This is a genomic window from Pedobacter sp. Leaf176 (assembly GCF_001424305.1).
Classification (GTDB): domain Bacteria; phylum Bacteroidota; class Bacteroidia; order Sphingobacteriales; family Sphingobacteriaceae; genus Pedobacter.
Genome location: NZ_LMPD01000001.1, coordinates 495,374 through 515,406 on the forward strand (window position 1 = coordinate 495,374; position 20,033 = coordinate 515,406).

Below are 20,033 nucleotides of genomic sequence, written 5' to 3' on the forward strand. Positions count from 1 at the left end.
TTTTTACAGATGCAAGAAGAAAATTTTGAGATCAAGCTTCCGGTTTTCGAAGGTCCTTTCGATTTATTGCTGTTTTTTATAGAAAGGGATGAGCTCAACATCCAGGACATTGAAATTGCCAAAATCACGAACGACTTCCTCGCCTACATTCATCAGCTTCTGGCGCTAAACGTAGAAGTTGCAAGCGAATTTATATTAGTTGCAGCGACGCTGATGCGCATTAAATCTAAAATGCTCTTGCCAAGGACAGAGCTTGACGAATCGGGAAATGAACTCGATCCGGAACAGGATTTGATCGCAAGGCTTATTGCGTACAAACAATTCAAATCAGCTGCAGAAGAATTAAGGCTTTTGGAAGAGGGAAGAATGCAGCAGGAGCGGAGGGGTAACATTGATTACGATTTAACTTTAGCAGCCGAATCTTCGTCGCATCAGGACGAATTGCTTTCGCTGGATTTATATAAATTATTGATGGTTTATCACAAAACCATTCAGAAATATGAAATCCGTAGCCAGGAAGTGAAACATACTGTTGTACAATATCCTTACACCATCGAGCAACAAAAACATTTTATTGCAAATCTTTTGGCTATTAATGAGCAAATTGATTTTAATATGGTACGAATAAATTCAGAAAATAGAGTCCATTTTGTTTATAATTTCCTGGCCATTCTGGAAATGTTGCAGCAACAAATCGTTGAGATAAGCATTGGCAGCGGTTTTAATAACTTTAATGTAAAAGCAACCGCTTAACACCAGCTTAATTAATTTCTAATTTCTTACTTTTGCAAGAAAAATCACAAACCCTATTAAGGATGAAACGCGACAGCCAAATTTTTGAACTTATTGATAAGGAATTAAACCGCCAGGAGCATGGTTTAGAGCTTATTGCATCGGAAAACTTTGTAAGCAAGCAGGTTATGGAAGCTGCAGGCTCTGTACTTACCAATAAGTATGCAGAAGGATTACCTAGAAAACGCTATTATGGTGGTTGCCAGGTTGTAGATGTTGTTGAGCAAATTGCGATCGACAGGGCTAAAGAACTGTTTGGTGCCGCATGGGTTAACGTCCAGCCACATTCTGGTGCTCAGGCTAACGCTGCAGTCATGTTGGCTGTTATTCAGCCTGGCGATAAAATTTTAGGTTTCGATCTTTCGCATGGCGGTCACCTAACCCATGGTTCTCCGGTCAATTTCTCAGGAAAACTATATCAGCCATTTTTTTATGGTGTAGATAAAGAAACAGGCCTAATTGATTATAAGAAACTGGAAGAGGTTGCGCTTGCAGAAAAGCCGAAATTGATCATCTGTGGTGCTTCTGCTTATTCAAGAGAATGGGATTATGCTTTTATCCGCTCTGTTGCTGATAAAGTTGGTGCATTGGTGCTGGCTGATATTTCTCACCCTGCAGGCTTAATTGCCAAAGGTTTATTGGCAAACCCACTTCCTCATTGCCATATCGTAACGACGACAACACATAAAACTTTACGTGGTCCTCGCGGTGGTATGATTATGATGGGACAGGATTTTGAAAATCCATGGGGTTTAAAAACACCAAAAGGCGAACCACGCATGATGAGCAATTTGCTCGACATGGCAGTTTTCCCTGGAACACAAGGCGGTCCGTTAGAACATATTATTGCAGCTAAAGCGATTGCTTTCGGTGAAGCTTTAAGTGATGAGTATGGTACATACATTAAACAGGTTGCTGCAAATGCACAAGCGATGGCAAAAGCGTTTGTGGCTAAAGGTTACGGCATTATTTCAGGCGGAACGGACAACCATTTAATGTTAATCGATCTTCGCAATAAAAATATAACCGGTAAAGTTGCCGAAAATGCATTGGAGAAAGCAGAAATTACTGTAAATAAGAACATGGTTCCATTTGATGATAAATCGCCATTCGTAACTTCAGGTATCCGTGTGGGTACGGCAGCAATTACAACCCGTGGTTTGAAAGAAGCTGAAATGGAAAAAATCGTTGATTTAATTGATCAGGTTTTAACAAATCCTGAAGACGAGGCAAATCTTGATGCAGTAAAAGCAGAAGTTATCAAACTGGTGAGTGCTTTTCCACTTTATAAATAATTACTAATCTTTATGGTTAAAGAAGAGCTTTACATTAATTTGTAAGGCTTTTTTTGTATTCAATAGCTTTGACAAATCCCTTGGTTATTGTCCTTTAAAAGATTTTTCGAACTTCAATCTTGAAAATCCTTAAATCCTGTAATTTTGGTCCAGTTTTGGAAGTCCTTCAATCCTAGAACCCTGGTCCAAAGTAAAGGGCCGATATCCTTTTGAAGAAATATCGACCCTTACCATCTAAATTAACGCTCTCGAATATATAAACGCGGTGAAATATAAAATGTTTTAAATAATCGAAAAAAAATTTAATACTCATAACAACCCAAGGATGAGGGGAAGGTCCTCTGGTTATTTTTTAAATCTTTTTTCAGGTAGGTGTTAAAATATTGGTCATTGATCAAGTCCGTCCCTTTTTTTTTTGCCGGACTGTTATTGGCAAGTGTAAAATCTCCACGGCTTGCTGAAACAAACAGCGGATCGGTATTAATTATATTTCCAGAATTATAATTTGTATTGGTTGTTTTAATCAAATTACCGTTTAAATTGTATTGCGGGGAAGCTGTTGATTTATCCTGTATAGCTAATTCGTTTGCCAAAGTTCCCCATATAATATTATTAGTTAAATCGATTTTTAGCTTGTTGTAAGATTTAGCGTTCAAATAATCAGAAAAAGTTAAAGCAGCTGCTTTGCGCGGAAAAGTAGGATTAAGTCCTGCAAAGGTATTTTGCTTAAAGGTATAATTCCCGCCACCAATTGCATAAACCAGGTAGTTTCCACAATTATAAAATAGGTTATTGAATGCGATGAGTTCCGAATGGTAGCCCATGTATCCGGCAACCTGCATGTTTTTAATAATCGTATTCGTTAAAATTAATTTAGGATTGGCATTAGGCGATAGTGAATCAGAAGTTATTGCAGCTGAGGCATTTTTAATGATTGCATTGTTTATAGTGCCCGTCCCGGAAGGTTTGATATAAATGCCTTTCCACTGGCCGGGTTCGTTATCATATTGGGCTTCCAACCTGTCGCTGCAAAATACTACAGGTTCATTGTAGGTACCATTTGCAGACAAAACACCTTCTATGTTTATCATTGCATCCTTATGAAAGTAAATTCTTGAGCCTTGTTGAATAGATAAAGTGGACCCATTTGTTATGTCGAGCGAGCCGCTTATTACATAAGGTAAGCTCTTTGTCCATACAGTATTGATATTTATTTTTGCGTTATTAACAAAAATTGCATTGCGGCCGTAAGCCAAAAGCGGGATAGATTGTTTATTACCGTTTGAGGTGATTAGTATGGAATCCTGTACCAAAAAGGTGCTACTGCTGGCATCAGGATTAATGGTTACTTTAATAAAAACAGTTAATGAATCGTTTCCATTTAATATTAGATTATCTCTCGAATATATTAGCTGACCGTTGATGTTAATACTGAATGGAGAACTGCTGCCCCCGGATAGTTTAATTTGCGAAATATTTAACGCCTTGCCATTTTTATTTAATAGCTTAACTTTTTGTATTGTAGAGCCAATAGAGGTAAAAATTGTATCAAACAGCACGCTGTCTCGGGATAATGTTAGTTTTGCGTTAGCATCCGTTGTTATGTATTCATTTTTGCGGCAAGCCGAGAGGAACATAATTAAAACAATAAAGCTCAATAACGAATACCGCATGAATCAAATATGGTGAAATTATTCGGCGAATGCCAGTGCCGCGATGCTGATTTTAGAAGCGCCATTGTCCATCAACGCGTAGGCACATGCTTCGAGTGTTGCCCCGGTCGTAATTACATCGTCGATAAGTAGAATATGTTTGTCTTTAATAATTTCAGGGTCTGGAACTTCAAAAACACCTCTCATGTTTTCGTAACGACTGTATCGATTTTTTTTGGTTTGGGTATCAGTGGCTTTATTCCGGGTTAAAATAGAATCATTGAAAATGACATCCAATTTTTCAGATGTGCCTGATGCAATAAAGGCACTTTGATTATAGCCTCTTGAACGTATTTTTTTATGGTGTAAAGGGACTGGGATAATCAGATCTATATTTTGGTAAATCGGACTAACTTTCAACCTTTCGCCTAACAGATTGCCCAGCAATATACCCACATCGGTTTTGTTGTTGTATTTTAAATTGTGAATAAGATTTTGAACTTTAGCACCTTTCCTGAAATACAGGAGGGCCATTGCGGCATGGAATGGTGTTCTTCCCCAGAGCTGTTTGGCTACCCGGTTTTCAGCATGAATGTGGTAATCTGTAAATGGTAGATCATACAGGCATTTGGTACAAATTAAATGTTCGCTTCGAAACAAATTTATTCCGCAGGCATTACATAGATTTGGAAATAGTAATCCGATCAAGTCAGAAACCCATCGTCTGAATTGTGATTTACTTGATTGGTGGATTTCCATGATAAAGGCTGCAAATATTGAACTAAAAATTTATCTAAATAAATATAATGCCTTTATCAGGGTTTTCAAAATTAAAGGGTTCTCATATTGATTAAGTTTCAATTTACCAGAAACTAGGCTCCGGCTTCTTCTTTCACAGCTAATTGTCCACAGGCTGCATCGATATCCTTACCACGACTACGGCGGATATTGGTGTTTATTCCCTGGCTTTTCAAATAGTTGGAAAATGCATCGATTTTATCGCCTTCTGCATTTGTAAAATCGGCAAAGGAAATCGGGTTGTATTCGATAAGGTTAACCTTGCATGGAATGTGTTTGCAGAACTTTGCCAAATCCATGGCATCAGAAATTTCATCGTTAAAATGATTGAAAACAATGTATTCGTAGGTTACAGGATTCTTGGTCTTCGCGAAATAATATTTTAAAGCATCGGCTAAAGCCTTTAATGAGTTGGCCTCATTGATGGGCATAATCTCGTTTCGTTTTTTATCATCCGCAGCATGCAGGGAAAGCGCAAGATTGAATTTTGCGCCATCATCGCCAAGTTTTTTAATCATTTTAGCAATTCCTGCTGTTGAAACCGTGATGCGTTTGTAACTCATATTCAAACCATCCGGCGCAGTTATGCGCTCGATTGATTTCATCACATTTGCATAGTTCAAAAGCGGTTCCCCCATACCCATATACACGATATTGGTTAATGGGTTATTGTAATTTTGTTTTGCTTGTTTATCAATTAACACCACCTGGTCGTAAATTTCATCAGCATTTAGATTACGTTTACGGTCCATATAACCAGTTGCACAGAATTTGCAGGTTAAACTGCATCCAACTTGCGAGCTCACACAAGCTGTCATCCGGTCTTCCAGAGGAATTAAAACACCTTCTACGATATTTCCATCCGCAAGGCGGAAGGTATTTTTAATGGTATGGTCGTTACTGAACTGAGAATTGTTAACCTGAACGGCATTAATGGTAAAACTTTCATCTAACGCTTTGCGCAAATCTTTAGAAAGATTGCTCATTTCATCAAAATGAGTTGCCGATTTTTCCCAAAGCCACTGGTAAATTTGCTTTGCCCTAAACGCAGGTTGCTGCATCGCGGTTAAATGCTGTTGCAGCTGAGGCAAATCTAATGAGCGGATATCGGTTTTTTTTGCTGTTTTTTCTAACATTTTATTTATCACTGTAATGACCCATTCCGGAAATGATGAAAACGGTAACGATCTCTTCTTCCACTTTGTAAATCATTCTATCTTTTTGATTTATTTTCCTTGCCCAAAAGCCGGTTAATTCATGTTTAAGCAATTCAGGATTGCCGACGCCACTGTAAGGTGTTTCGGTAAGTTCGATAAGAATTTTTTCTATTTTTTTTATACTGGCTTTGTTTCCAGATTTATAATGCTTTTTGAGATGATTTTGAGCTAATTCTTCTACTTCAAGCCTAAACTTCCCCATATATCATTTGCATCAATTGGTTTGAAATTCCCTCTTTTTTCAGCTGTTTTTATCATTCTGACAAACTCAGGATTGTATGGGCTTTTTGTGGTTTCAACATTAACCTTTAATGCCTTAGCTACAGCTTTTAAAGCAGCTAACTGCTCTTTGGTTTCGGGGTGCATAATTAATGTTTCCATATTAAACTTTATTTCGTGGCAAACGATTAATACAAAGTTACTCAAAAAGCATTTAAGCTGAAAGGCTAAAGCATAAAGCAAGGTTTGGGATTCAGAATTTTACAATTTATTGGCTTATCTTCCTCTTTGTCTGCCGTTTGATTTACTTGTGGGCTTGCCTTTCGCTGGCCTTGCAGTTCTGTTTGATGAAGTATTTTTGCCAATCGGTTTTGCTGATGAGTTTCCTGAAGATTTCTTAGCACCCGATTTATGAGCAGGTTTTGATGATGGTTTGAATGACTTTTTGGGCTGCTCTTGCTTTGGCTCCGGAATTTCTTCCCAGGAATTGGTTTTCTTTTTGGTATTTTTAGGTTTTGAGGCTGCCTCTGATGAAGATTTTTCGACACTCTTCATAATGCCATTCAGCTCCTCTTCAGTAAGTTCCCTGAATTCTCCTGTTGGAATACCTTTCAGGCTTATGTTCATTATTCTCGTGCGTTCCAACTTAGTCACTTCATAGCCAAAATGTTCACACATTCTACGGATTTGCCTGTTTAAGCCCTGAATTAAAGTGATATTGAATACAAAGGGCCCAATCTGGCGCACTTTACATTTTCTGGTATTGACACCTAAAATAGGTACGCCATTACTCATTTCAAAAACGAAATCTTCCGTAACCGGTTTATTAACCGTAACCACATATTCTTTTTCGTGCTTATTGCCGGCTCTTAGAATTTTGTTGACGATATCGCCATTGTTGGTCAGGAAGATTAATCCTGAAGAATCTTTATCCAAACGACCGATTGGAAAGATACGTTCGCTGTGATTAACATAATCTACAATATTATCTTTAACATTTGATTCTGTTGTACTGGTAACTCCAACGGGCTTATTGAATGCCAGGAGGATGAAGTTAGAAGCTTCTTTCGGCTCTATGTTATGGCCGTTTACCATCACCCTGTCGCCTGGCAAAACCTGGTCGCCGATTTTTGCCCGTTTGCCGTTGATGAAAACCGTTCCTTTTTCGATGAATCTATCCGCTTCGCGGCGGGAACACAATCCGCTTTCGCTGATAAATTTATTTAAACGGGTTGCAGCATTGTTGTTCATCCTGCAATTTTACGGAAATAATTACTGAATAAACCATAAGGTACTTAGAGAAATTAACCACAGAGGGCACAAAGTTTTCACAGAGAAACACAGAATCTTATTCGTCTAACGCTGTGTTCCTTTTTGCTTTTCTTTGTGTGCTCTGTGGTTATTAATTAAAATTTTAGTCGTTGGCGTTTGGGATGTAACTTCAAGGTAGCGCTGAATTATTGGAATTACAGAAATTTTACCGCAGCGGGCGCAAGTTTTCACAGTGGAACACAGAATGTTATTCATCTAAACTCTGTGTTCTTTGTGCTTCTCTCTGTGTGCTCTGTGGTTATTAATTAAAAGTTCTGATCGTCGGCACTAGGGCCATAGCTTCCGGGGATTGGTATATTTAACAACCTTAAATATACGCCTAATTGAGCCCTGTGGTGAATTGTCTGACTGAATGCAGTGCGTATTGTTTCATATTTCGTCCAATCACCTAAAGTTTGTTCACCATTGCGTAATGTCCATTGCTTATCAAAATCTTGTACATTCGCTTTTTCTAACGCTGCTTTGCCGCTTTCATAGCTTTCCGTTAAGAGTTTCAACAAATCTTCATTACTTTCCACCTTTTTCTCTTCATAAGGCATCTTTGCAAAATCTAAGCCATCAGTTGTAAGCGCCAAACTTACCCAACCGGGTAGTTCCGCGATATGGCTGGCCAGCGATTTCATTTTCATGCTTTTTTCATGGGGCGCCCAGTCGAATTTATCAACAGGTACCAGCGCCATAAATTTTTTTGTGGTGTTGAATTCAGCTTCGAATTCTTTCAATAATGCTTTAAGGATGTCCATATTTTTCTGTTTTGTTTTTTCCATCGTGGTTAATTCCATTAATAGTAAGTCTGCTATGCTCATGGCTTTTTGGTTTTTGTTATACAAAGGAAACAGGGGTGGGTGACAACCCTATGGCAGCGTGAAAAAATAACCTGAATTTTTTAAATAATCAGAAAACCATCTGATCGCTTTGAATGCCTTTATAGTACAAATAGAAATATTTATCCTTCGATGAAGTCAAGACGATAGTAGCCTTCAATTACGGTAGACGAGGTTTGATGTGCTGACCATCAAAAATTAACTGGCAACATGCTCATGTAATCACTTAATGGCATGTGTTCTGTTTTTATGAATGATTTATCAAGCGTTTTTAAGCAAATAATTCTCGTTAAATTAAAATCGCGGTATTGATTTCTGAAATGACACCAGGCAATTAAATGCCAGCTAAAAGCATAGAATATTAAACCGATTGGCTCTACTTCACGTTTGCTCGATTCATCTTTGGCATTTTTATAGTCCAGCTCAACCATTTTTTTGTCAGAAATCGCTTGCTGTAAAAGCGATAGATATCCGTAATTGAAATTTAAGCGCTCAGGAATCTGCAGCTTGATGTGTTGGTTCATGGTTTCCAACTTCTCTTTCTGACTGGTTTTTAAAACCGATTTAACCTTTGTAAGCGCCGCAGAGTAGTGAGAACGAATGGAATTATCGGCAAAACCGTTGACCAAACTTTCTACTAGTAGTAAGGCATTGGCCTCATCCATATTAAATGAAACAGGTGGTAAAAAGTAGCCTTGAACCAAAAAATAACCTTTTGGCTGTTCGAAACCAACAGGAATTCCTTGTTCCTGTAAAGCCTTAATATCGCGGTAAACCGTACGAACACTGATGCTAAACCTTTCAGAAATTTTATCCGCAGTAATGTATTTTCTTGATTGAAGTAGTGTTAAAATCCCGAAAAGGCGGTCGATGCGGTTCATAATTTTAGGCTTGGTTAAAATTAGAGAAAATTGCCACGGAAACACGGAATTCACGGAAATTTATTCTGTTTAAATTGGTGTTTCCGGGCGAATAATATTTCTTGCGAAGAGTATAGGTATTAAATTATCCCGTTTTCGCAACCCCGATAAAAAAATAAAACTTCCTTGGTATGTTATTTGTACCTGTTAGTTAAATATGTCTTTTCCGAAAAATATTCGTTCTATATAAAAGCACAATTCACATTTAATGGCAGTTGAAATCCAGAAACGTTTCTTCAGGGCAGTAAAAAGTAAAGTAATTATCGGATTTTTATTCGCTTGTTTTGCTTTGCTTATGGCTTGGGGCATCAGCAAATTTGCTTTTACGCGTATGCTGAATACTGTTGAAGAGATTTCAGCGCCGAATGACAGGTTGAGAATTGTTAACGATTTATCGCACAAAATTGCCAGATTGGACCAGTTACAGCGTGATGAGGCTTTTAACAAACAGGGCAATTCAAGTTTTTTAATGGAATCGAGGAAGTTAAGGTCGAGTTTGGATACGCTTCGCAAACTGTATAAAGACGATTCCCTGCAACTCGCAAGAATCAGGTCGATACGCAACTTACTGGTGGAACGTGATAAGCAGTTTATCTCTTACCTGCAGGTTCGGGAGACTTTGGTAAACACCAAATCTTTTTCAAATGAAGTTCAAAAGCTGAATAAACTTGTGGCTACCCGTGCACGTCAGACAGACAGCGCTGTACTAACGACTGAAACCACGACATCAACCACAACCGTTGCGCCGGAGGAAGAAGAAAAATCGAGAGGCTTTTTGAGCAAGCTTTTTGGTAAAAAGAAGGCCGATGTATACAAAATCATTAACGAGGAATTTAAGGTAAAACGCGACACATTAAACGCCAGGGCCGAAGACAGCATTATGAAAAGCATGACTGGATCCCTGAAAAATATTGAGTTGGAACAACGTCAGAAAAGCCAGAAGTTTTTAAAACGTGAGGCCGAGTTATCTAACGCAAGTAATGCTTTGACAAACCAGATTTTGCAGATTCTACGCGAAGTTGAAGGTCAGGCTGTTGCCCAGGTTGACCTTAATGGCGTGCAAGCAAAGAAAGTGGTTAACGATGGAATTACCCAAATCACAGCGATTATTATTGCATTCTTTCTGCTTACAGTAATCCTGCTGTATTTAATTTTAACAGATATTACGAAGAGTAATAAATATCGGAAAGAATTAGAACAAGCCAAAGATGAGGCTGAATATCACGGCAAAGCAAAACAGCGGTTCTTATCTAACATGAGTCACGAAATCAGAACACCGCTGCAATCTATCTTAGGATATGCAGAATTGATTTCTCAGAATGATAATCCTAAGAAAAAAGACGTTGATGCAATTTACCAATCGTCCATCCACTTACTTCAAATTGTGAATGAAGTTCTTGATTATAATCGAATAATTTCAGGCGAGTTCAGTTTTAATAACCAGGCGTTTGATGTAAGGAAAATTCTAAATGAAGTGATTTCAGTGGTTCGTCCGCTGGCGGAGCAGAAATCGCTAAACTTAGTTGCTGATTTGGATTTAGGCAATGTTGAATTTGTTAAAGGTGATGCTTTCCGATTAAAGCAAATCTTATTTAACCTCTTGGGTAATGCAGTTAAATTTACCCTAAAAGGAGAGATTAATCTCCGGGTTTCCTGCAAAAAACAACTCGATAATCTGCATTTTCATTTTACCATTAAGGATACAGGTATTGGTTTCGAGGAAAAAGACGTGACAAGGATTTTTAATGAATTTGAGCAGATTGAATCTCCGGATAGATATGTGTTGAATCAAACCGGCACTGGTTTAGGTCTACCAATTGTGAAATCGCTAATTGAGGCCCAAGGCGGGAGGATTCATGTAAAAAGTAAGGTTGGCATTGGCACTACTTTTAATATTTATTTAACTTATCAGGAAACTAAGGAACGCATAATTGACACTATGGATTTGGAGCATTATGCAATAATCAACCCTGGAACGGTTTGGATTATCGACGATGATAGGTTAATCCTTGATTTATGTGAGATAATTTTTGAGAAAAATAAAATCCCTTTTAAAGGTTTTAGTCAGGTTGCTGATATTTTGCATGAAGTGGTTGATATCAACCTGAAATATGTGCTGGTTGATATGCGCTTACCCGAGATGACAGGCTTAGAATTGCGTCACATTTTGAAGAAAAAATTGCCAGCTAATGTCAAGTTTTATGCCATTACCGCACAGGTTTTGCCGGAGGAACGTGAAATGGTTTTAAGTGAAGGATTTGATGGTTTGATAATGAAACCATTCAGAGCTGTTGATTTACTTGCTATTTTCGATAAAACTGAAATATTGACGGACGAACCGGAATTAGATTTCTCTTCGATCGAAAAAATGACTTTCGGCGACCAGCAGATGCTTGAAAAAATCCTCAATCGGTTTAAACAGGATTGTATTGATGATGCCACAGCATTGAGAACCTATATCCGGGAAAACAATAAGGATAAGAGCAGACTTATTACGCATCGTCTTGCCGGAAGAACAGCACAAATGGGTTCAAAAACTTTAGCTGGTTCTTTCAGGGTATTAGAGACTAAAATTGCTGAAAAGGGTTTAGAAAGCAGTATTAAAACAGATGTTTTTTTTCAATTGAAGAAATTAGATGCTTTAATAAGGGCAATGGAAGAGATGGATTACTCATTTTAATCATTCAAACAGCTTAACTGAATTCTGAAAAAACTAATAACTATCTATTACAATCTTCAAGTGAAATTTTGGCGTACATCCTATCACATTCTTCAGGTAAATTAATAAGAGTACTTCGATCTTTTTTATGCAACCGGCGTTTGCTTAAATCCCGGCTCATTTATCTTGCACCCTTACACAATCATAAAACTTTGAGATATAATTTTTTAAATAGTCCTATTTTTTATCGACAATAATATACAAATTACGCAATATGAAACTGATCAAATCAGATACGAAAAATTATTTTGTCTCATTTGTTGTCAGTCCGTTTCAAATAGAAAGCAGATTCAAAATACTTGTAAGAGAGATGGGCACACAAAAGGCTAAAAAAAAGTACAATTATATTTAATCCTATTACAAATATAGCAGTATTAATTCCTGTATAAATTTTTGTTTTGCTTACAATAAATAATATACCGGTTATTATTACCATGTGATACATATAAATACCATAGGATATCTTTCCTAAATAATCAATCATTTTATTTTTAATTTCAAATATCGGATAGTCTGCTATTATGGAGACAAGGATGGAACTAACTGATAAGTTAAACAGATGGAACACAAATAAATTTTTGAAGGCAAAAATATTTGTTATGAATGATAGAACAAATAGCGTATAAATGAAGAAATGTAAAAATCTCGATTTAAAAAAGGCCAATGGTCTGTTCGCTGATAGTATAGATAGTATTCCCGCGCAAATGAAATAGAAATAAAAGTTGCTATATATGTAAAAATCTGGGAAAACCTTTAAAATAATAAGGAATACTATCAAAAGAATACTCAGGGATAGAAGAATGTTTTTTCTTGTTGCAAACATCCACATTGGTATAAAGAGATAGAATTGCTCTTCAATTCCTATGCTCCATAATACAATAAGTATGCTTCCGACCTCAGGATGATAGAATTTGAAAACATTAGGAACGATGAAAATATAACTAATAATCAAGTCCTGAAGTTTATAATCTATCTCGAATGGAATTCCTAGTATGGGCAAGATAACATGATATAAGGCAATTCCAATGATCAGGATTAAATAGTAAACTGGATATAGCCTTGTAACCCGGCGCAAATAGAAACGTTTGAAATTGAATTTTCCAGTTTTAATCAATTCATCGTTTATTATTCTTAAAATCAAAAAGCCCGAAAGACTAAAAAAATAATATACGGCTAACTCCCCTTTATGGAATAAGGGGGAATTACTGTAATTGGGGATTTCCAGTCCATTTGATATCATAGGTAAATGGTAAATTACTACGACAATGGATAAGATTAGTCTGAGTGGATATAGATTGGGAAGATCGTTCATGTAGCGAACTGATTATAATAAGTTATGTTTTTCAAAAGTAGTCTTTTCTAAATAAAGAGTGTCGTCAATTATTTATTCAATCCCATACTTTTCCATTTTCGCATAAAGCGTTTTTCGGTCTATATTCAGCATTTTCGCTGTTTTAGATTTATTATGTTTGGCTTTAATCAAAGTTTCGGCGATTAAAGATTTTTCGTTTTGTTCGTTTACAGCTTTTAAATCTGAAGAACTTCCTGGCAAAGTTTGCTGATTCACCGAGATCATCATTTCATCTGGCAGGGCATTTACTTGAGCAACTTCGCCCGGTGTTAGTAAAACCATGCGCTTAATCACATTGCTTAGCTCACGTAAGTTACCGGGCCAGTCGTAGTTTAATAACAATGATTTTGCCTCTGCCGAAATGCTTTTCACGTTTCTATCTAAATTGCGGTTTGCCAAGCCTACAAAATGGTTAATGAACAATTCCAAATCGCCGTCTCTATCTCTCAAAGCAGGTAGCTGAATTTTAAATTCATTTAAACGATGGTATAAATCCTCTCTGAATTCACCGACAGAAATACTGTTTAGCAAATCGTCGTTTGTTGCTGTAATAATCCGGACATCAACCGCAATTTGTTTTGTACTGCCCAAAGGCTGAATTATCTTTTCCTGCAAAGCACGGAGTAACTTTATTTGTACTTCATAGCTCAGATTTCCTACCTCATCCAGAAACAAAGTTCCACTGTTGGCGGCCTCAAATTGCCCTTTTTTGTCACTTAAAGCGCCTGTGAAAGCACCCTTTACATGTCCAAACAATTCGCTTGCAGCCAAATCTTTCGATAGAGCACCGCAGTCAATCGCCACAAAAGGTTTATCGGCACGCTTGCTTTGTTGGTGTAAAGTTCTCGCGGCAAACTCCTTTCCCGTTCCGCTTTCGCCCTGAATAATAACCGACATATCCGTTGGCGCAACCAGGGCAATGTGTTCATAAAGTCTATCCGCGGTAGCGCTTTTACCTCTTATAAAGTCCGTAGCTGTAGCCTCCATTTTAACCTCTTTCGAATCCTTTTTAGTTAAAGAATTTTTAATCACCATTAAAAGCTCATCAGGGTTAACAGGCTTTGTAATGTAATCGAAAGCGCCCATTTGCATGGATTTTACAGCCGTTCGAACGTCGTTGAAGCTGGTCATTATAATAATCGGAGTAGAAAGGCCCAGGTTTCTCGAATGTGTAATCACTTCGAAACCAATCCCGTCAGGCAGGCGATAATCAATTAAGAACAAATCAAAGGCCTGATTTTCGATTAATTTAAAAGATTGCTTAATGTGGGTTACGAGGGTAACTTCATGGTTATTTTTAGTTAAAAAAACTTCCAATAATTGGGCAAATGTTGTATCGTCTTCTAAAATCAGGATGCTCGCCATACAACAAAAATAAGAAAAGCCAGACAAAGTCTGGCCTTTCTTGTACTAGGTAGATGTAATATTTGGGATTTATTGAACTGGTTTACCGTCTTTGTCAATTTTCACAGAACCTGTTTCTGCTTCTTTTTTAACATTAATCAGGTAGTATTCTTTTGTGCCTTCCTTAACGGACCATGCTTCGGCTGCGGTCCAGCCTTTATAAGCATCAGATTTCAATGCCGTTGTTACTGGTTCTGGAAGTTCTTCTAATTTAACTGGAGTTTTTACTGCACTATCCTGAACTGCAACAACAGCAGCATGGTTTATTGTATTTATTTCACTCGCTTGTACTGCTGAGAATCCTGCAAATGCCAGGAACGCAGCTGATAAAATTAATTTTTTCATCTTTTTTGTTTTTATTTTAAAAGTGATGAAACTGCCGAAACAATTCCGTGGTTCTGGTTTAATTGAGAGCGCAGCCCTTAGACTACGCTATATGTTGATTATGCCTTAAGAGCATTATTATTGAACTGGTTTACCGTCTTTATCGATTTTCACGGAACCAGTCTCTGCTTCTTTTTTAACGTTGATTAAATAATACTCTTTTGCACCTTCTTTAACGGACCATGCTTCAGTTGCTGTCCAGCCTTTGTAAGCGTCGGATTTTAGAGCGGTTGTTACTGGCTCAGGTAATTCTTCCAATTTAACCGGAGTTTTTACTGCACTATCTTGAACTGCCACAATTGCAGTGTTTTTGATTGAGTTTACTTCACTTGCCTGTACTGCTGAGAATCCTGCGAACGCTAAAAATGTAGCTGATAAAATGAACTTTTTCATAGTATGATTTTTAAAATTTAATGTTTGTAACAATACTTGCTATTGTTTCATAATAGTGCCAAACGGGTAAGTAGATATAAATGACTTATTTTCAGAACATTAATGTTTTGCCGAAAAGTAGTTACTGTGGAGTTTCTCCACACTTTGGGGGGATTGACTACAGATTCGATAGTTGATTATAGATATTATAACCAAACGAAGCTGATTTTTGATTTGGAAAGCATGGACAGATGGCAATTTTAAAGCTTCTTCCCGCTAATGCTTCAAGCACCGAAGAAGATTCGGTGGCTTTTAGCGTATATCGGGTTTATTGAACTTCTGCTTGTGCAAAAATTTAGAGTTTGAACCACCCCGACCCCTACTTATTTCAAGGAAGGGGGCTCCCCTCATAATTACTCAAAAATTCCATGCACCCTGCTACCGGCATAGGAAATGATGGAGGGAAAAAACGTTAAAGCTTTTGCAAATGTTTTCAATATACTACTACCCAAGGCAGCGCGTCCTCCACGATTCTTCATCGGGGGCTTGTGCTGCCGAAAACGAAGCTTTGACGGATTTATCCGACATCAGGTCCAAGCCTTGGGTTTTTTTACTTTTGGGCCAAGCCAAAAGTAAAAGCCCTTCGGCGGCTAGCGAAGCGAGAACGTGTGTATAGGAAAAATAATAAGAATTTATCTATGCATTAAGATTCCCCCCTGCGCGGGAAAGACGACTTATAAAAGAACTTATAGAAAATGTAGCTTTTCTGCACCCTACTACCGGCATCTTTGAATAGTTAAGCATACGAAAAAGATTTCATTATTCCGCTGCACTCGAAAGGAAGGCTGGTAGAATACATCAATTATAAATCAAAAAAATAAAGTTATTTTTTATGAAAAGAATATTTTTTTCTATACTTGCAGCCCGATAAAAGCCTCCTTAGCTCAGCTGGTAGAGCAACTGACTTGTAATCAGTAGGTCATTGGTTCGATTCCGATAGGAGGCTCTTTTTAATCTACGATTCTACATTTACGGATTAGATTTGTTCAAAACAAAATTCCCAAAAAATTTACTGCTCCCTAGATTACAAATCGTAGTTTGTAATTCGATAACTATCGACTCAAAAATCTTAAATTAGCTGCATGTTAAGATATTTTTCAGCCGATTGGGTTTTTCCGGTAAGCACTCCGCCCATAAGAAACGGGGTAATTGCAGTGAATCAGGATGGGGAAATAAAAGAAATATTGACCGCAGATGCTTCCGAAAGCCGCAACTTGAACGTAGAGCAATACATAGGCGCAATTGTTCCCGGCTTCATCAATACACATTGTCATTTAGAACTTTCGCACATGTTGGGCCAAATTCCGGAGCGTACAGACTTAGTCGAATTTGTGCAAACTATCATTAAAAGCAGGCAAGCCGATCATGAACAAATTAGTGCATCGATGCAAAAGGCAGATGTAGAAATGTTCGAAAACGGTATCGTTGCCGTTGGCGATATTTCCAATCAGACTGCGTCAAAGGAAATTAAGCAAAACAGTAAAATCTACTACTACACTTTTGTTGAGGCCATGGGATTTAACCCGGAAAGCGCAAACCAGATTATGGATTATGCCACGGGAATAAAAAATGAGTTTTCGCCACTGCCTGCATCGGTTGTTCCCCATGCGCCATATTCAGTTTCTACATCACTTTTTAGTCTGATTAACGAGGCGGCTGAAAAGGAGAATGCTTTGATAAGCATCCATAACCAGGAAACCTCCAACGAAAATTCATTCTTTCAAAATAAAACAGGTGGTTTTTTAGACCTTTATAGATTCCTTGGACTTGATACTGCTTTTTTTGAACCCACGGGAAAGACTTCCTTACAATCCTGGTTACCTTACATTAAAAAGGCTAAAACACTTTTAGTTCATAATACCGTTTCAAGTAAAGCAGATATAGAGTTTGCGAAACAAAGCCATCCGGATTTATATTGGTGTCTTTGTCCACAGGCTAATTTATACATCGAAAATGAATTGCCCGACGTTAATTTACTCCTTTCAGAAAATGTTAAAATCACTTTGGGAACCGATAGCCTGGCAAGTAACAATCAATTAAATATTCTATCTGAAATGAAAACCTTGCAGCAGCATAAAAATGTTGCTTTTGAAAATCTTTTACTTTGGGCCACGTATAATGGTGCTGAGTTTTTAGGTTTAAATAACCAATTCGGGAGCATCGAAGTTGGCAAAAAACCAGGTTTAAACCTTATTCAGTTATCAGAGGATTTTGTAATTGAAAGTGATAAGGTGGTTAAATTGGTTTAACGACTTTCTAATTAACAAATAAAAATGTAAGTTTATTAAATGAATTTATTTAAATTTGTATCAACAGTACACGCCACGCTACCCTTAAGAACAGCGTCCCAGGGCGTGTCTTTTGCTTTATAAGCTTTTTGTTTTTATATGTATAATAAGCAGCCACTTACTGTAGATGAACAAATCGCTCAATTAATAGAAAGAGGGCTATCAATTTCTGACTCTAATTTAGCTTTTCATTTTCTATCTCATATTAGTTATTATCGCTTGGCAGGTTATTGGTGGCCAATGCAATCGGAGCCTAAAGAAGGCCATGTCTTCAAGCCTGGAAGTAGGTTCGAAGATGTAATTTCATTATACAATTTTGATAGAGAATTTCGAATTATCGTTTTTGATGCTATTGAAAAAATAGAAATCAGCTTACGAACAAAATTAATTTATCATTTGTCTCATGAATTTGGCCCATGGTGGTTTCAAAAATTAGAGATATTTCAAAACGTACCTGAAGCAGTAAAAACTTTAGCCGTCATTGAGGAGGAATTAACTCGTTCTAAAGATATCTTTATTAAATCTCATAAAACAAAACACAAAGATGATTTACGCTTTCCTCCATCCTGGAAAACATTAGAACTCACTAGTTTTGGGGCGCTTTCAAAAATTTATGGAAATCTTAAAAATGATGTGGTGTCTAAAGATACCATTGCTAAAGAACTTGGTTTAGTTAATCATACCTATCTGCCTAGTTGGCTACAATCTTTAGCTCAAATAAGAAATTATTGTGCGCATCATAGCCGTTTATGGAATAAAAATCTTCCAGGCAGACCTAAGCTTTGTCAAGCCCGCCTTGTAGTTGGATTGCTGAATTACCAGAAGAAAAGGAGTTGCACATGCTTTACATCCACTTGTGTTGCATAAAATATTTGCTAAATATTATTCAACCCCAAAATAACCTAAAACTTCAACTAATCGGTTTATTGGAAAAATATCCAAGTGTAGACCCAAATGCCTTAGGCCTGAAACCTAATTGGGCAAACGAACCATTATGGAAATAAGAAATACAATCTGCAAACTTTTCAATATAAAATATCCAATTATCCAGGCTGGAATGGTTTGGTGTAGCGGCTGGAAACTGGCATCAGCAGTTTCGAATGCAGGTGGATTGGGCATTATCGGTGCGGGTTCCATGTATCCGGAAGTTTTGCAAATGCACATCCGAAAATGTAGAGTTGCAACCGAAAAACCTTTTGGCGTAAACATCCCATTGTTGTATCCGAATATTCAAGAGATTATTGACGTTGTAATTGAAGAAGATGTAAAAATCGTTTTCTCTTCAGCCGGGAATCCGGCCACCTGGACCGGCATTTTAAAAGAAACGGGAATAACGGTTGTTCATGTAATTGCAAATACCAAATTCGCGTTGAAAGCCCAGGAAGCGGGAGTAGATGCCATAGTTGCTGAGGGTTTTGAAGCCGGTGGACATAACGGTCGCGAGGAGACTACCACTATGTGTTTAATACCAATAGTTAAAGCCGCGGTAAATATTCCTATTATTGCCGCAGGAGGAATTGCGAGTGGAAAATCGATGCTGGCCGCTTTTGCCCTTGGAGCCGATGCTGTTCAAATCGGTTCTGCCTTTGCAGTTGCTGAGGAATCATCTGCTCATCCGGCATTCAAAAATAAAATTATTTCATCAGCTGAAGGCGATACAAAATTGGCTATGAAAAAACTTGTTCCAGTCAGGCTTTTAAAAAATGAATTTGCCGATGCCGTTGCGCAAGCGGAGGCTGAAGGTGCCGACCGAACCCAATTAATAGCGTTGTTGGGAAAGGCAAGAGCAAAACTTGGTATGTTTGAGGGCGACTTGGAAAACGGCGAACTTGAAATCGGGCAGGTTTCTGCTATGCTACAAGAAATAAAGCCGGCTAAACAGATTTTAGAAGAAATTTGGCAGGACTATCGAACAGGTTTAAAAAGATTTAGGGATTTACATGATGAAACCAAATAATATGCGTACGGATAGATTCTGGTTTACTAACTTTGCGCCTCTAAATGATAATTTCATAAACGTATGAATGGGAGAAATTCAAAGTCCCCTTTAGGGGATTTAGGGCTTAAACACTTAAATATCACCATCACTGGCAAAGTTCAGGGCGTAGGTTTTAGGGAAACAACTAAAATTGTAGCGAACCAAATGATGGTTAATGGTTTCGTTAGAAATGAAAAAGACGGTTCGGTATTTATTGAAGCAGAGGGAGAAGACATTTTTCTAGAGGAGTTTGTAAACTGGTGCCATGAGGGACCAGACCGCTCCCGTGTAGAAAATGTCTCAGTTAGTGAGGGCGAAGTGAAAAACTATCGTAATTTTGAAGTTTTAAGAAAGTAGCGAGTATTTAGTATCAAGTAGCAAGACAGTCTCTATGCTAGTCTCGATACATGATACTTTAATCTAGATAC

At 37.6% G+C, this 20,033-nt stretch carries 19 protein-coding genes and 1 tRNA gene; 8 read left to right on the forward strand and 12 right to left on the reverse strand.

Annotated features, from left to right (window positions below):
• Window positions 1-9 precede the first annotated feature (9 nt).
• Complete coding sequence (locus ASF92_RS02215) at window positions 10-753, forward strand: ScpA family protein (RefSeq protein WP_056087183.1); 744 nt, start codon at window positions 10-12, stop codon at window positions 751-753.
• A gap of 62 nt (window positions 754-815) precedes the next feature.
• Window positions 816-2,087: a serine hydroxymethyltransferase gene (gene glyA / locus ASF92_RS02220; RefSeq protein ID WP_056087185.1), complete on the forward strand. Its 1,272-nt coding sequence runs from the start codon at window positions 816-818 to the stop codon at window positions 2,085-2,087.
• 302 nt (window positions 2,088-2,389) lie between these two features.
• Here the strand turns inward: glyA and ASF92_RS02225 are convergent, their stop codons facing one another.
• From ASF92_RS02225 to ASF92_RS02260, 8 genes are all read right to left on the reverse strand, one after another.
• Window positions 2,390-3,760 carry a hypothetical protein gene (locus ASF92_RS02225; protein WP_056087189.1) on the reverse strand — a complete coding sequence of 457 codons (1,371 nt, stop codon included), beginning with the start codon at window positions 3,758-3,760 and terminating at the stop codon, window positions 2,390-2,392.
• An 18-nt stretch (window positions 3,761-3,778) separates the two neighbouring features.
• Window positions 3,779-4,498: a ComF family protein gene (locus ASF92_RS02230; RefSeq protein ID WP_056087191.1), complete on the reverse strand. Its 720-nt coding sequence runs from the start codon at window positions 4,496-4,498 to the stop codon at window positions 3,779-3,781.
• A gap of 113 nt (window positions 4,499-4,611) precedes the next feature.
• A complete protein-coding gene (gene rlmN, locus ASF92_RS02235; RefSeq protein ID WP_056087194.1) occupies window positions 4,612-5,673 on the reverse strand; it encodes a 23S rRNA (adenine(2503)-C(2))-methyltransferase RlmN in 1,062 nt (353 codons plus the stop codon).
• 1 nt (window position 5,674) lies between these two features.
• Window positions 5,675-5,956 carry a Txe/YoeB family addiction module toxin gene (locus ASF92_RS02240; RefSeq protein WP_056087197.1) on the reverse strand — a complete coding sequence of 94 codons (282 nt, stop codon included), beginning with the start codon at window positions 5,954-5,956 and terminating at the stop codon, window positions 5,675-5,677.
• On the reverse strand, window positions 5,932-6,135 hold the full coding sequence (locus tag ASF92_RS02245; RefSeq protein ID WP_056087199.1) for a DUF2683 family protein: 204 nt from the start codon (window positions 6,133-6,135) through the stop codon (window positions 5,932-5,934). The genes ASF92_RS02240 and ASF92_RS02245 overlap by 25 nt, the downstream gene beginning before the upstream one ends.
• A 114-nt stretch (window positions 6,136-6,249) precedes the next feature.
• Window positions 6,250-7,224: a 23S rRNA pseudouridine(2604) synthase RluF gene (gene rluF, locus ASF92_RS02250; protein WP_056087202.1), complete on the reverse strand. Its 975-nt coding sequence runs from the start codon at window positions 7,222-7,224 to the stop codon at window positions 6,250-6,252.
• 326 nt (window positions 7,225-7,550) lie between these two features.
• Window positions 7,551-8,111 carry a DinB family protein gene (locus tag ASF92_RS02255; RefSeq protein ID WP_082489426.1) on the reverse strand — a complete coding sequence of 187 codons (561 nt, stop codon included), beginning with the start codon at window positions 8,109-8,111 and terminating at the stop codon, window positions 7,551-7,553.
• A gap of 209 nt (window positions 8,112-8,320) precedes the next feature.
• Window positions 8,321-9,010: a YafY family protein gene (locus tag ASF92_RS02260; protein WP_056087205.1), complete on the reverse strand. Its 690-nt coding sequence runs from the start codon at window positions 9,008-9,010 to the stop codon at window positions 8,321-8,323.
• 247 nt (window positions 9,011-9,257) lie between these two features.
• Between ASF92_RS02260 and ASF92_RS02265 the strand changes: the two genes are divergently transcribed.
• A complete protein-coding gene (locus ASF92_RS02265) occupies window positions 9,258-11,729 on the forward strand; it encodes an ATP-binding protein (protein WP_056087206.1) in 2,472 nt (823 codons plus the stop codon).
• Window positions 11,730-12,021: 292 nt separating this feature from the next.
• Here ASF92_RS02265 and ASF92_RS21555 read toward each other — a convergent pair whose 3' ends face one another.
• From ASF92_RS21555 to ASF92_RS02285, 4 genes are all read right to left on the reverse strand, one after another.
• Window positions 12,022-13,080, reverse strand: coding sequence for an acyltransferase (locus tag ASF92_RS21555; RefSeq protein ID WP_056087209.1), 1,059 nt, complete (start codon window positions 13,078-13,080; stop codon window positions 12,022-12,024).
• A gap of 72 nt (window positions 13,081-13,152) precedes the next feature.
• Window positions 13,153-14,484, reverse strand: a complete 1,332-nt coding sequence (locus ASF92_RS02275; protein ID WP_056087211.1) for a sigma-54 dependent transcriptional regulator — start codon at window positions 14,482-14,484, stop codon at window positions 13,153-13,155.
• A gap of 69 nt (window positions 14,485-14,553) precedes the next feature.
• Window positions 14,554-14,868, reverse strand: coding sequence for a hypothetical protein (locus ASF92_RS02280; RefSeq protein ID WP_056087213.1), 315 nt, complete (start codon window positions 14,866-14,868; stop codon window positions 14,554-14,556).
• Window positions 14,869-14,985: 117 nt separating this feature from the next.
• Window positions 14,986-15,300: a hypothetical protein gene (locus tag ASF92_RS02285; RefSeq protein WP_056087216.1), complete on the reverse strand. Its 315-nt coding sequence runs from the start codon at window positions 15,298-15,300 to the stop codon at window positions 14,986-14,988.
• A 912-nt stretch (window positions 15,301-16,212) separates the two neighbouring features.
• On the opposite strand from ASF92_RS02285, the gene ASF92_RS02295 reads away from it, so the two are divergent.
• The 5 genes from ASF92_RS02295 to ASF92_RS02315 all read left to right on the forward strand — a co-directional run bounded on the left by ASF92_RS02295 (window position 16,213) and on the right by ASF92_RS02315 (window position 19,962).
• Window positions 16,213-16,285 (forward strand) — tRNA-Thr (locus ASF92_RS02295).
• Window positions 16,286-16,421: 136 nt separating this feature from the next.
• Window positions 16,422-17,588: an amidohydrolase family protein gene (locus ASF92_RS02300; protein ID WP_056087224.1), complete on the forward strand. Its 1,167-nt coding sequence runs from the start codon at window positions 16,422-16,424 to the stop codon at window positions 17,586-17,588.
• A gap of 138 nt (window positions 17,589-17,726) precedes the next feature.
• Entirely contained in the window at window positions 17,727-18,494 is a 768-nt protein-coding gene (locus ASF92_RS02305) for an Abi family protein (protein ID WP_197413213.1), read from the forward strand.
• Between the two features lie 127 nt (window positions 18,495-18,621).
• Window positions 18,622-19,584: a nitronate monooxygenase family protein gene (locus ASF92_RS02310; protein WP_056087227.1), complete on the forward strand. Its 963-nt coding sequence runs from the start codon at window positions 18,622-18,624 to the stop codon at window positions 19,582-19,584.
• Between the two features lie 63 nt (window positions 19,585-19,647).
• Window positions 19,648-19,962, forward strand: coding sequence for an acylphosphatase (locus tag ASF92_RS02315; RefSeq protein WP_056087230.1), 315 nt, complete (start codon window positions 19,648-19,650; stop codon window positions 19,960-19,962).
• Window positions 19,963-20,033: the final 71 nt, after the last annotated feature.

Coding starts and splice junctions, on each gene's coding strand:
- ASF92_RS02215 (WP_056087183.1), top strand. CDS start 10: ATGCAAGAAGAAAATTTTGAGATCAAGCTTCCGGTTTTCGAAGGTCCT.
- glyA (WP_056087185.1), top strand. CDS start 816: ATGAAACGCGACAGCCAAATTTTTGAACTTATTGATAAGGAATTAAAC.
- ASF92_RS02225 (WP_056087189.1), bottom strand. CDS start 3,760: ATGCGGTATTCGTTATTGAGCTTTATTGTTTTAATTATGTTCCTCTCG.
- ASF92_RS02230 (WP_056087191.1), bottom strand. CDS start 4,498: ATGGAAATCCACCAATCAAGTAAATCACAATTCAGACGATGGGTTTCT.
- rlmN (WP_056087194.1), bottom strand. CDS start 5,673: ATGTTAGAAAAAACAGCAAAAAAAACCGATATCCGCTCATTAGATTTG.
- ASF92_RS02240 (WP_056087197.1), bottom strand. CDS start 5,956: ATGGGGAAGTTTAGGCTTGAAGTAGAAGAATTAGCTCAAAATCATCTC.
- ASF92_RS02245 (WP_056087199.1), bottom strand. CDS start 6,135: ATGGAAACATTAATTATGCACCCCGAAACCAAAGAGCAGTTAGCTGCT.
- rluF (WP_056087202.1), bottom strand. CDS start 7,224: ATGAACAACAATGCTGCAACCCGTTTAAATAAATTTATCAGCGAAAGC.
- ASF92_RS02255 (WP_082489426.1), bottom strand. CDS start 8,111: ATGAGCATAGCAGACTTACTATTAATGGAATTAACCACGATGGAAAAA.
- ASF92_RS02260 (WP_056087205.1), bottom strand. CDS start 9,010: ATGAACCGCATCGACCGCCTTTTCGGGATTTTAACACTACTTCAATCA.
- ASF92_RS02265 (WP_056087206.1), top strand. CDS start 9,258: ATGGCAGTTGAAATCCAGAAACGTTTCTTCAGGGCAGTAAAAAGTAAA.
- ASF92_RS21555 (WP_056087209.1), bottom strand. CDS start 13,080: ATGAACGATCTTCCCAATCTATATCCACTCAGACTAATCTTATCCATT.
- ASF92_RS02275 (WP_056087211.1), bottom strand. CDS start 14,484: ATGGCGAGCATCCTGATTTTAGAAGACGATACAACATTTGCCCAATTA.
- ASF92_RS02280 (WP_056087213.1), bottom strand. CDS start 14,868: ATGAAAAAATTAATTTTATCAGCTGCGTTCCTGGCATTTGCAGGATTC.
- ASF92_RS02285 (WP_056087216.1), bottom strand. CDS start 15,300: ATGAAAAAGTTCATTTTATCAGCTACATTTTTAGCGTTCGCAGGATTC.
- ASF92_RS02300 (WP_056087224.1), top strand. CDS start 16,422: ATGTTAAGATATTTTTCAGCCGATTGGGTTTTTCCGGTAAGCACTCCG.
- ASF92_RS02305 (WP_197413213.1), top strand. CDS start 17,727: ATGTATAATAAGCAGCCACTTACTGTAGATGAACAAATCGCTCAATTA.
- ASF92_RS02310 (WP_056087227.1), top strand. CDS start 18,622: ATGGAAATAAGAAATACAATCTGCAAACTTTTCAATATAAAATATCCA.
- ASF92_RS02315 (WP_056087230.1), top strand. CDS start 19,648: ATGAATGGGAGAAATTCAAAGTCCCCTTTAGGGGATTTAGGGCTTAAA.